The sequence below is a fragment of the Paenibacillus sp. P46E genome (assembly GCF_001909095.1).
Lineage (GTDB): Bacteria > Bacillota > Bacilli > Paenibacillales > Paenibacillaceae > Paenibacillus_AQ > Paenibacillus_AQ helianthi.
In genome coordinates, this window is sequence record NZ_LVYZ01000041.1 from 73,481 (window position 1) to 86,248 (window position 12,768).

Annotated in this window: 7 protein-coding genes and 1 pseudogene; all 8 read left to right on the top strand. The window is 46.8% G+C overall.

Features of this window, described 5'->3' with window-relative positions; genetic code table 11:
• Positions 1–47 precede the first annotated feature (47 nt).
• Positions 48–1,634 (top strand): type 2 periplasmic-binding domain-containing protein, encoded by a 1,587-nt coding sequence (locus A3849_RS14840; RefSeq protein WP_074112122.1) that lies wholly within the window; start codon positions 48–50, stop codon positions 1,632–1,634.
• Between the two features lie 108 nt (positions 1,635–1,742).
• The gene (locus A3849_RS14845) at positions 1,743–3,512 is read left to right on the top strand and encodes a family 43 glycosylhydrolase (RefSeq protein ID WP_083613515.1); all 1,770 of its coding nucleotides are present in this window, start codon (positions 1,743–1,745) and stop codon (positions 3,510–3,512) included.
• 165 nt (positions 3,513–3,677) lie between these two features.
• Positions 3,678–4,583 carry an ABC transporter permease gene (locus tag A3849_RS14850; RefSeq protein ID WP_074112124.1) on the top strand — a complete coding sequence of 302 codons (906 nt, stop codon included), beginning with the start codon at positions 3,678–3,680 and terminating at the stop codon, positions 4,581–4,583.
• 2 nt (positions 4,584–4,585) lie between these two features.
• Positions 4,586–5,455 (top strand): carbohydrate ABC transporter permease, encoded by an 870-nt coding sequence (locus tag A3849_RS14855; RefSeq protein WP_074085770.1) that lies wholly within the window; start codon positions 4,586–4,588, stop codon positions 5,453–5,455.
• A 66-nt stretch (positions 5,456–5,521) separates the two neighbouring features.
• A complete protein-coding gene (locus A3849_RS14860) occupies positions 5,522–7,102 on the top strand; it encodes a type 2 periplasmic-binding domain-containing protein (RefSeq protein ID WP_074112125.1) in 1,581 nt (526 codons plus the stop codon).
• A 36-nt stretch (positions 7,103–7,138) separates the two neighbouring features.
• The gene (locus A3849_RS14865; protein WP_074112126.1) at positions 7,139–9,811 is read left to right on the top strand and encodes a glycosylhydrolase-like jelly roll fold domain-containing protein; all 2,673 of its coding nucleotides are present in this window, start codon (positions 7,139–7,141) and stop codon (positions 9,809–9,811) included.
• A 29-nt stretch (positions 9,812–9,840) separates the two neighbouring features.
• The gene (locus tag A3849_RS14870) at positions 9,841–11,418 is read left to right on the top strand and encodes a glycoside hydrolase family 43 protein (RefSeq protein ID WP_074112127.1); all 1,578 of its coding nucleotides are present in this window, start codon (positions 9,841–9,843) and stop codon (positions 11,416–11,418) included.
• A gap of 6 nt (positions 11,419–11,424) precedes the next feature.
• Positions 11,425–12,758 (top strand): annotated as a pseudogene (locus tag A3849_RS14875) (GH1 family beta-glucosidase).
• Positions 12,759–12,768 lie beyond the last annotated feature (10 nt).

Sequence of the window (12,768 nt, forward strand, 5' to 3'; positions counted from 1 at the left end):
ATCATTTTAATTGTAAGCGGATTCAAAAAATATTAAGGGGGAACAAGATGATATTCAAAAAAATGGGGTTGATGTTAGCGACAGGCGCCTTGGCCATTACAACTATATCCGGTTGTGGCGGGAACAATAACAATTCCGGAAATTCAGCAGCTGCTAACCAGAATCAGAATCAGGCCGCTGGCGGAGATGAAGTTGTTGACATTGAAGTTTGGGGCACCAACATTGGGTATAAGCCGATTGAGAAGGGAAGCAAGCTGTACGAATTCTATAAGGAAAAGCTCGGTGTTGGCGTCCTCCATCCATATGTGGAATGGAACGGAGGAACGAACTATCTTAACCAGCTGAACCTGAAGATTGCTGCTAACGAAATGCCGGACCTTTTTCTGCCACAGCAAGGTCTCGAGGACAGCTTGGCCAAAAACGGTGCACTTGCCGATCTGACAGAGCTTCTGCCTAAGTATGCGCCGAATCTGTGGAATGCCATCCCGCAGGATATGTGGGATATCGTAAAGGCAAATGATCCTACCGGCCAGGGCAAAATCTATTATATTCCGGGTATGGTTGACTACGGAAGATACGCCAGCATGATCCGCCAGGATTGGCTCGACAAGCTTGGCTTGAAAATGCCTACTACCCAAGATGAGTATGTAAAGGTGTTGGAGGCTTTCCGGGATAAGGACCCTAATGGCAATGGACAGAAGGATGAACTTCCTACCGGCGGACGGGAGCAGGTACGGTGGATGGACCAATTGTTCGCGATGTATGGTGTAGCGATGTTCGAAGGCTATCCGGACTGGGACATTTATAATGGGGAACTGACGTACTCCGCAGTGACTCCGAACATGAAAGCATCCTTGGAGTTCATGTCGAAGCTGTATAAGGAAGGATTAATTGACAAGGAGTCGCTGCTGAACAGCAAAGACAAGTGGGATGGCAAGATTCAATCCGATAAAGTAGGGAATTACTTCCATTGGGTAGAATCGGGTTATTTGCCTCTGGAGAACTTGTTCAAAAATACCGGCGTGAAAGCTAATTTCACTGTACTGCCTGTTCCAAAGGTTGAGGGCTATGAAGGCTTCTATACCTGGAAAAGATTCACTCCTCCAGCTTGGGTAGTGAAAAATAACAAAGATGAGAAAAAACTAATGGCTACTCTGAAATTGCTGAACAACATGTATGACAAAAAAGTCTGGAAGGATTTGTATTTAGGCGTAGAGGGCATGCATTATACGATGAAGGATGGCCAAGCCACGAAGCTGCCGGATGACAAGAGCACACAGGAAAACCTGATTCTTGATCCCTATTCCAAAATATCCACCCTTGATTTCATGATGGATCTCAACAAGAGCACTGCTTCAGCGGATAGAATGTGGGCGATTGATCAGGTGAACCGTAATATGAAGGAAGCCCAGAAATATGCCAAAGTCATTGCTGGTGATGGCATGCCAGCCAGTGTATATGAGGGCTTCCCGGACATAAACAACCGTACACTTTACGTGGAATATGCTTCAAAAATTATTATTGGACAATACCCGCTCAGCAAGTTTGACGAGTTCGTAGAGAAATGGAATAAGTCTGGCGGTGAAGAGGTCACTAAGCGGGCTAGAGAATGGTACGCAAAAGTCAAGAAATAAAGGATTAACGCTAAAATTCCGCTCGACACATTTTACAGTCGGGCGGATTTTCTGTGTAGGACCTGTAGATTTAGGTGTTGATACCAAAGTAAAGGGATGTGGAGAGAAATGACTTATGTATGTAATCCGCTAAATATTGAATATAAATATCAGATCGTAGAGACAGCAGGGACCCGAGTTACCTTCAGGGAAGCTGCGGACCCGTCGCTGGTTATCTTTCATGGAGAATATTATCTGTTTCCTTCGATGACGGCTGGATTTCTGACAAGCAGCAATATGACCGATTGGACCTTCCACCCGCTCAAGGGAGTGCCGGTTTACGACTACGCTCCGGATGTGCGGGTAATCGGGGAGTATCTTTATTTTTCAGCATCGAATAAATCAAGAAACTGTTCATTTTACAGGACAAAAGATCCGATCAGCGGTGAATTTGAGGAAATCCAGGGGACGTTCCCTTTTTGGGACCCTAATTTGTTCCTGGATGATGACGGAAGGATCTATTTCTACTGGGGGTGTTCCAACGAGACGCCTATTTACGGAGTAGAGCTTAATTTGGAGGATATGAAGCCTATAGGAGAAGCATCTCCGCTTATTTATGGTAACAGTACTAAGATTGGCTATGAAAGAAAAGGTGAAAATCATAACCTCAGATCACCAGAAGAGATTGAAGAAATCGTTCAAAAATTTGCCGGGATGCATCCTGATGCTCCGGAAGAACTTTTGATTAAATTTAAAAACACTATAGGAAACGATCCTTACATTGAGGGAGCCTGGATGGAGAAGCATGATGGAAAATATTATCTCCAATATGCCAGCCCCGGAACAGAACATAACATCTACTCGGACGGTGTCTATATTTCGGACAAACCTCTAGGGCCATTTACGCTGGCAGCCAATAACCCGTTTTCTTACAAGCCGGGAGGATTTATACCAGGGGCCGGACACGGGTCAACCATGACAGATAATTATGGGAATCTATGGCATACCTCATCCATGAGAATCAGTATGAATTATATATTCGAAAGAAGACTTGGGCTCTGGCTGGCAGGATTTGATCAGGACGGAGAGTTATTCTGTAATCAACGGTATGGAGACTGGCCTTATAAAATCGAGCAAAAGCGGATGAATCCATGGAGCCATCCGGAGTGGATGCTGCTATCTTACGGCAAACCGGCTGAAGCCTCTTCTCAAGAAGAAGGCAGACAGGCTTTCCAGGCAACGGACGAAAATGTGCAGACCTGGTGGAGGGCGGAGTCCAACTCCCCTGGAGAATGGCTGGAAATCGATCTGGAGCATGTATGCGATGTGCATGCGGTGCAGATCAATTTTGCTGATGATCAGATCAATGCAACACTACCTATGGAAACAACGCTGCAAGGTGAAAGACTGATAGATGATCGTCAGTATTATACCAGATGGCTTCTCGAAGGCTCAACGGACGGCAAGGAATACTTTGTAATGAAAGATAAATCTGAAGCAAATACCAATTTGCCGCATGATCTAGTCCTGCAAGAGGAGGGGACGAAAGCCAGATTTATCAAATGTACAGTAATTTCATTACCCTTTAATCAGTCTGCCTGTATTTCCGGACTTAGAGTGTTTGGGATCGGCAAGGGAACGTCCCCGGGACAAGTCAGTGGCGTCCAAACAGAATTGATAAGCAAGCTTGATCTTTCCGTAAGTTGGGAGAGAGATGAAGCTGCAGGATATAATGTGCTCTGGGGATTTGCTCCGGACAAGCTGTACCATAGCCATATGGTATTCGGCTGTAATGAATTAACAATTAAAGCGTTGATTGAAGATCAGCCGCTGTATGTAAGAGTTGATGCCTTTAATGAAACAGGGATAACTGAAGGGTGTGTATACCGGGCAGTCTGAGAGAAGGGGGCCGCTCGACTCTAAAGGGATTCCTAAGAAATACGTATTAGATATTCCTTTAAATGACCTGGTAGGAACTTAAAAACGGCTGATTGAGCGATGAATCTGATAATTATATAGTTACATTGTAAACGAATTCAACACGAGATATTAGGAGGGAAAACATTGAAATCTATTGCATCTCATCAGATGAAGTTATACTGGCCGCTTTATGTGATGGCGATTCCGGGAATTATATTTCTCATCGTATTTAAATTCATTCCGCTGGCTGGTGCTGTAATCGCCTTCAAAGATTATTCCGTATTCCAGGGTTTTATTGATAGTCCTTGGGTAGGATTTAAGCATTTTGAAACCCTGCTGAAGCATCCTGACTTTCTCAATGTATTTAGCAACACTCTACTGCTGGGATTATTCAAGCTTACGATTGTTTTTCCGGTTCCAGTTCTGCTGGCGCTAATGATTAATGAGATCCGGAAATCGGCACTGAAGAAAGGAATTCAGACTGCACTATACATCCCGCATTTCTTGTCATGGGTAATCGTAGGAGGGATTCTCTTCGATTTCTTTTCACTAAGCGGAATGTTCAACATTATCCTTGGATGGTTTGGTGCCGAGCCTGTACTGGCGATGCAGGAAAGCGCATACTTCAGACCGATTTATGTGCTGGCTTCCATATGGAAGGATGCTGGGTGGGGAACCGTGGTCTACATGGCCGCAATCAGTGCAATTGACCCTCAGCTCTATGAATCAGCGATGATCGATGGGGCCTCCAGAATCAGACAAATCAGACATATTACATTCCCGATTCTGCTGCCTACCGTGCTTGTACTGTTCCTGCTCGATATCGGGAATTTCCTGGATCTCGGATTCGATCAGGTATATAACCTGCTGACTCCGATGACTTACAACGTGGGAGATATCCTGGATACTTATGTGTTCCGAACGGGCATTCAGCAAGGACAGTATAGTTTCGCAACAGCAGTTGGATTGTTCCAATCGGTAATTGGATTTATCATGGTCTATACGTTTAACAAGTTGTCCAATAAGGTTTCGGATGGGGGGCTCTGGTGACTATGCTTGCATCAAGAGGAGAAAAAGTATTCGTAGGAGTCATTACCGGCTTACTCATCCTGTTATCTGTCGTAGCGCTAGTACCGCTTGTATCCGTAATCTCTACTTCCTTGAGCTCCAAAAGTGCAGTAGATATGAACCTTGTCACGCTGTGGCCGAAGCAATTTACTTTGGACTCCTGGAAGTACATTGTCGACCGTCCTGATTTATGGAAATCATTCTTTTTGACGCTCAGTACAACTGTGATTGGAACAGTACTGGCCCTTCTGATGACAGCCTTGTTCGCCTATCCGCTGTCAAAGCCGGAATTCCGGTGGGGTTCGGTCATTATGATGGCTGTTGTAGTTGCGATGATTTTCAAGGCACCTATCATACCGTATTTCCTGACCGTACGCGGTATCGGCCTGTATGACAATCCGCTGGTCCTGGTTATACCTCATATTTTGAATCCGTTCAATCTGATCATCATGCGAACCTTCTTCAAGCAATTCTCTAAGGAGCTTGAGGAAGCGGCCTTTTTGGAGGGCTGCGGATATTTCCGGATGCTGTTCCAGTTTGTGCTTCCATTGTCCAAGGCTGTACTGGCAACCCTTGCTTTGTTTTATGGTGTCGTGCTATGGAATCAGTTTCAGCATCCGTTGTTATTCCTTCAGGACACCAACTGGTTCCCGCTGCAAATCAAAATCCGCCAATTTATCACCGATGACAGCGTTATTATGGCGGGGGCCTCATCGACGATGAGTCTTAACTACAATGAGCGAACGCTGAGAGCAGCAACGGTTATCTTTGCAATTGTTCCGATTGTTGTGGTATATCCTTTCTTGCAGAAGTATTTCGTCAAGGGGGCAATGATTGGTTCGGTCAAAGGATGATTTCTTAAGACAAGATATCAGGACTTCAGTCCGTAACAAATAGCTTTAGAGGGGGGATACAGAAACATGAGTTTTAAAAAGGTTGGTTTATTTTTAGCCGCAAGCGCTCTTGCTGTTACTGCTGTAACCGGTTGTAACGGGAACGAAAACAATTCAGCGGGTAACGCAAATGCCAATCAGAATCAGGCTTCGGACGGAGATAAAGTAGTTGATATTGAGGTATGGGGTACCAACATCGGATATCAGCCGGTTACCAAAGGTAGCAAACTGTACGAATTTTATAAGGAAAAGCTGGGTGTTGGGGTTATTAATCCGTATGTGGAGTGGAACGGGGGAACTAACTATCTCAACCAGTTGAACCTTAAGATTGCCGCTAACGAAATGCCGGATCTGTTCGTACCTCAGCAAGGACTTGAGGACAGTCTGGCGAAGAACGGGGCGATTGCCGATCTGACTGAACTATTGCCTAAATATGCGCCGAACGTGTGGAAGGCTATTCCGGAAGATATCTGGAAAGTGGTCAAGGCAAATGACCCTACAGGTCAGGGGAGAATTTATTATATTCCCAATGTCGTTGAATACGGCAGATACGCCGGGCTGATCCGCCAGGATTGGCTGGATAAGTTGGGGCTGAAAATGCCAAAAACACAGGATGAATATGTAAAGGTGCTGGAGGCTTTCCGGGACAAGGACCCTAACGGCAACGGCCAGAAGGATGAGATTCCAACTGGCGGCCGGGAGCAGGTGCGCTGGATGGATCATTTGTTCGCTATGTATGGTGTGGCTATGTTCGAGGGTTATCCGGATTGGGATATTTACGATGGCAAGCTGACTTATTCTGCGGTTACGCCAAATATGAGAGCCGCTTTGGAATTCATAGCCAAGCTATATAAGGAAGGCTTGATTGATAAGGAGTCGGTTCTTAATAGTAAGGATAAGTGGGAAGGGAAGATCCAATCCAATAAGGTGGGGAATTACTTCCACTGGGTAGAGCAGGGGAACCTGGTGTTTGAGAACCTGTACAAGAACACAGGTGTGAAGGCAGAGTTTTCCGTACTTCCTGTACCTGAGGTCGCAGGCTATAAAGGCTTTTATACGATGAAGAAATTTGCCTCTCCTCTGTGGGTTGTTAAGAACAACAAGGATGAGGAAAAGCTGATGGCCACGCTAAAGCTGCTTAACAACGTGTACGATAAGAAAAACTGGAAAGACCTGTTTCTTGGTGTAGAAGGCATGCACTATACAATGAAAGACGGAAAAGCCATTAAGCTCCCGGATGACAAGAGCACTCAGGAGAATCAGATTCTGAATCCGGCTACAAGCATATCGACACTTGATCTTACGATAGATCTTTTCAACAGCACGGTATCAGAAGACAGTAAGTGGGCCATTGATCAGGTCACCCGGAATATGAAGGAGGCTCAGAAGTATGCCAAAGTCATTGCCGGTGACGGTATGCCTGCCAGTGTATACGATGGCTTCCCGGACATTAACAACCGCACCCTTTATGCTGAATATGCCGCCAAGATTATTATTGGACAGTACCCCATTAGCAAGTTTGATGAGTTTGTAGAGAAATGGAACAAATCAGGCGGTGAAGAGGTCACGAAGCGTGCCAGAGAATGGTACAGCAAAGTGCAGCAGTAAGCTATAGAACAGAACTTGATTCTGCAGGAGGTAAACATGAGCAGTCGTATAACGGAAGTGCTGCAAGGCAAGGAGCACAATTATATTCTTCCTTTTCTCTGGCAGCATGGGGAGGAAGAAGCTGTAATCCGGGAAGAAATCGCCCGTGTCCATGAATCTGGAATCGGGGCATTGTGCGTTGAGGCACGGCCTCATCCTGATTTTCTTGGACCAAAGTGGTGGCTGGATATGGATATTATTATGGATGAGGCGCGAAATCGCGGCATGAAGGTATGGCTGCTGGATGATGATCATTTCCCTACGGGGCATGCGGCAGGCAAGGTGAAGGAGGCTCCGGAGGAGCTTCAGCGTAAGTTTTTGGGTGAACGCTATATCGATACAATTGGTCCTGCAAAGGGAACCTCTCTGCTGCTGGATACCTTGCTGATGACCGGACTCCGGCCGACCTTCTCCTTGCGCCATAACGCTAAAGGGAATAATAAACTGCTCTCAGTGGTTGCGGTCCGCCGTGATCCATCGAGTGGAACATTACTCAGTGAATGTGTTGATCTCACTGAATTTGTACATGAAGGTACGCTGTATTGGGATATCCCAGAGGGGTATTGGCGGGTATTTATGATCTCGGAAAATAAGGATGGCGGCAGCAAGGAGCAGGAAGATTATCTGAACCCGCTAGTCCGAAATTCAGTCCGTATTCTGCTTGATACGGTTTATGAGCCTGTGTATGAGCGTTATAAGGCTCATTTCGGCAAGACATTTGCCGGATTCTTTTCAGACGAACCCGGATTTTATAATGATAAGACGACTTTTGATTTCAATTCAAAGCCAGGTAAACAAGGGGTACCGCTTCCTTGGAGCAATGAAATGCCGGCCCTGCTCGAGCAGGCGCTCGGAGAGGACTACCGTAAACAGCTGTATCTTCTCTGGCATGATGCCGGGGAACAATCGGACATTATCCGCTACACCTATATGAATATCGTCAGCAGGCTGTATGCAGAACATTTCAGCGGTCAGATCGGAGACTGGTGCAGAGCCCGCGGTGTGGAATACATCGGACATGTTCTTGAAGATAACAACGTGCATGCAAGGCTGGGTCCCGGAACCGGACACTTCTTCCGCTCACTCTGGGGACAAGACATGTCGGGTATTGATGTGGTGCTGTGGCAAATCGTTCCCGGCTTTGATGAATTATCTTTCCGCCAGCCAACGGGAGGAGAGACGGATAGTGAATTCTTCCACTATGGTCTCGCTAAGCTCGGTGTATCTCTGGGACACATGGATCCGAAGAAACAAGGCCGGACGATGTGTGAAGTCTATGGGGCCTATGGCTGGACGGAAGGCTTGAAGCTGATGAAGTGGCTTACTGACCATATGCTAGTCCGCGGCGTCAATCATTTTGTCCCGCATGCGTTTACCCAAAAAGCTTTTCCGGAGCCGGATTGTCCGCCGCATATGTATGCGGGCGGACAGAATCCGCAGTACCGCTATTATGGCTATCTGAACCAGTACATTAACCGGATCAGCCACCTAATCTCAGGGGGGATACATGTGGCGTCTGCGGCTGTCGTCTATCATGCTGAAGCCGAATGGTCAGGGAACGCGATGTACTTTCATAAGCCGGTTAAGGCGTTGATGCAGCATCAAATCGATTGTGAAGTGATTCCCGTTGATGTGCTTCTGGAGGCAGCTCATGTTCAGGATAACAAACTGCATGTCAATATTGAAAATTATAGATGCCTGATTATACCTTATGCGGAAGCACTCCCGGCAGCGATGATACAACGCTTGGCCCAGTTCGCTGAGCAAGGCTTATCCGTCCGTTTTGTTGAAGGACTGCCGGAACGCTCAAGTGAAGGAATCAATGTAACCGGTGAACTGTCACTGCTTTCGGCTCATCCAAACGTGAGGATGGTAGCTTTAGACAAACTGGCGGATGATTTGACTGCAGATGGATACTTTGAGGTTAAAGTTGAAGGATATGAACCTTATCTCCGGAATTATCACTATACTCATGATGATTTAGATGTGTTTATGTTTTTTAACGAGAGTCCACATCAGATTATCTCTACGAAGATTGTTCTGCCGGTGCAAGGTAATGTTTATGCCTATCATGCTTTTCTTAATAAGGTGAACAGGCTGGAGGCCGCCAGGCAGTCCGGTGCAAGAATGGTGGAGCTTGTTATGCACCCATATGAATCCATCGTCCTTTTGCATGGGCCTTCCCTTAAAGATTATCCTGCCGGTCTGCCACGGAGGGCAGAGGGTCCGATATTGGAAATGAATGGAGAATGGATAGTTTCCATTGCCGATGCCGATCATTATCCGCAATTCAAGGAGTGGGGGACACTAACCACATTGAAGAATATGTCTGGTCCCGGTGATCTGCCCAGCTTTTCCGGTACGTTCCGTTATGAGACAGAATTTGAATGGAACGCTTCATGTAACAGCGCATTTCTTGAACTAGGCGAGGTCTATGAAACGGCAGAAGTGTGGATTAACGGTGAACATGCAGGCGTTAACCTGTGCCCGCCATATCGGATGGAGATAGCGGGTCCAATTCGTAAAGGGACCAATAGCCTGGTTATTGAGGTTACGAATACGCTTGTTAAAGACCAGCGGGACTTTTTGTCTTCCTTCTCTCAGCAGGAGCCGAGCGGACTTATTGGTCCTGTGACAATTTCACAGATATCGGTAACTGAAGCTCATTAACGGGACCTGATGAGGAGGGAATTAATAAGATGAATGCCATTACTAATCCCGTACTACGCGGATTCAACCCTGATCCGTCTATTATACGCGTAGAAGACAATTACTATATTGCCACTTCCACTTTTGAGTGGTTCCCGGGCGTTCAGATTCACCATTCCAAGGACCTGATTCACTGGAGATTGCTGAAGCGGCCACTAGACCGGATATCGCAACTGAACATGCAGGGGAACGGAGATTCCGACGGTGTATGGGCACCCTGCCTGACTTATGATAGCGGTCTCTTCTATTTAATTTATACAGATGTTAAGTCTCACAAAGGTGCTTTTAAGGACACCCACAACTACCTTGTGACAGCAGCAGATATAGAAGGTCCATGGTCGGAACCGGTATATCTGCACAGCAGCGGGTTCGATCCCTCTTTGTTTCATGATGATGACGGCCGGAAATGGCTGCTGAGCATGTTATGGGATTTCCGGAAGGGGAAGAACAAGTTCGGAGGCATTGTCATTCAGGAATATTCACACTCGGAGCAAAGACTGGTGGGTCCGGCTGCAACCATCTTTGAAGGAACAGAATTAGGATTTACGGAAGGGCCGCACCTGTATAAGCAGGATGGCTACTACTATCTGATTACTGCGGAGGGTGGAACCCGGTACCAGCATGCTGTTACTGTCGCGCGATCGGCTTGCCTTCATGGACCCTACGAAATTGATCCGCTTAATCCGGTGCTGACCAGCAGTGGTAATTCCGGGTTGACTCTCCAAAAAGCCGGGCATGCCTCCTTAGTTGAAACCCAAAATGGCGAATGGTATATGGCCCACCTTTGCGCAAGACCGGCGGATGGTCATCATTGTACGCTGGGCAGGGAGACAGCACTGCAGAAATGTTACTGGGACGAGAAAGGCTGGCTCCGTTTGGAAGGGGGAGGGAACTCCCCTTCTGCTACGGTACAGGCTCCAGCCCTCCCGCTTCATCCGTTTAAACCGGAACTGGAGCGGGATGATTTTGATGAACCCTTGCTGGGCAGCCATTGGAGCACACTCCGAATCCCGCCGGATCCAAGCTGGCTCACCCTTAGTGAACGGGAGGGTTTTCTGCGCTTAAAAGGAATGGAGTCTTTAAGCTCTCTGCACAGGCAGAGTCTGATTGCCCGTCGGCAGCAGTCATTTAGTATTGAGGCAGAGACGGTAATTGAGTTCGAGCCGGAGAGCTTTCAGCAGATGGCAGGCCTGATTCTATATTACAACACAGAAGATTATGTGTACTTAAGGATTACCCATCTCGAGCAGCACGGCAGAGTAATTGGGATTATTGAATCGAAGCATGGGGTATACGATGAGCTGCTCGCAGCTGATCTGAAGCTGCCGCAATATGGTCCGGTTCGTTTAAAGGCTATAGTCCACCGGGACCGTCTGCAATTTTATTATGCAACTGAGGACACCAATTGGTGCCCGGTTGGCGAAGAGATTAATATCTTGCATCTCTCGGATGAAGCTGCTGAGCCTTTAAGATTTACAGGGACATTCGTAGGAGTGTGTGCGCAGGATTTGGGGGGCACCCGAAAGCAGGCAGACTTTGATTATTTTATATACAGGGAAATGGAGTGAATTGTATTGTCAATTATACAGTTTCCTAAGGACTTCCTGTGGGGGGCAGCGACAGCTGCTTATCAGGTAGAAGGGGCCTGGAACGAGGGTGGACGCGGCCTTTCAATCTGGGATACCTACGCACATACTCCAGGGAATATACGAAATGGTGATAACGGTGATATCGCTTGTGGACATTACCATCACTATGAGGAAGATATTGCTTATATGAAAAAGCTCGGGCTTCGTACTTACCGGTTCTCCATATCCTGGTCCAGAGTTTTCCCCAACGGCACGGGAGAGCTTAACAAGGAAGGGCTTCACTTTTACCATAGGCTAGTGGACATGCTGCTCGACAACGGAATTGAGCCTTTTTGTACCCTTTATCATTGGGATCTTCCACAGGCTCTTCAGGATACAGGAGGCTGGAAGAATCGTGACACCATTGATGCTTTTGCCCTGTATGCCGGAGAGATGTTCAAATCATTCCAGGGAAAAATCAAATACTGGACTACCTTCAATGAGCCTTGGTGTGTCTCTTTCAAAGCCCATTATATTGGAGACCTGGCTCCGGGTGAGGAGAATCTGCAAAGCGCACTTGATGTTGCTCATCATCTGATGATCGCTCACGGCAGAACAGTGAAGCTATTCCGGCAGCTGGAGGTTCCTGGCCAAATTGGTTATGCTCCGAATGTAAGCTGGCGTGAACCGTTTAGCTCTAAACCGGAAGATGCCGGTGCTTGCCGCCGCAGAATAGGGTGGATGGTTGAATGGTTCATGGACCCTATCTTTAAAGGGGAATATCCTGAATTTATGACTGCAGCCTTTGAGGCCCGGGGTGCGAAGGTGAATGTTCAGCAAGGGGACATGGAAGATATTAAGCAGCCGATAGATTTCCTTGGAATTAACTACTATACAGGCTCCTTGGGGCGCTATAAGAAGGATAATGGCCTATTTGAGCTTGAAGACATAGATGAAGGTTATGAAAGAACAGACTTTAACTGGCCGATTTACCCTGAAGGTCTATATAAGGTGCTTGTACACATTACGGAACGTTATGGTCAAATCCCTATCTACATCACCGAAAACGGAGCGTGTTATGATGACAATCCGGTCCAGGGAAAAGTTCAGGATAACAAGCGTATTGCATATCTCAGCAAGCATTTAACCGGGCAATGGAGGCAGGGGTACTGGTAAAGGGCTATATCGCCTGGTCTTTGCTCGATAATTTTGAGTGGGCTGACGGTTACAGCAGGCGTTTCGGATTGATTCATGTAGATTTCAATTCATTAGTACGAATGCCAAAAGACAGCTTTTTCTGGTATGCAAAAGTGATAACCAACGGGTGGATAGAAGTCTGAGTGGATTGAC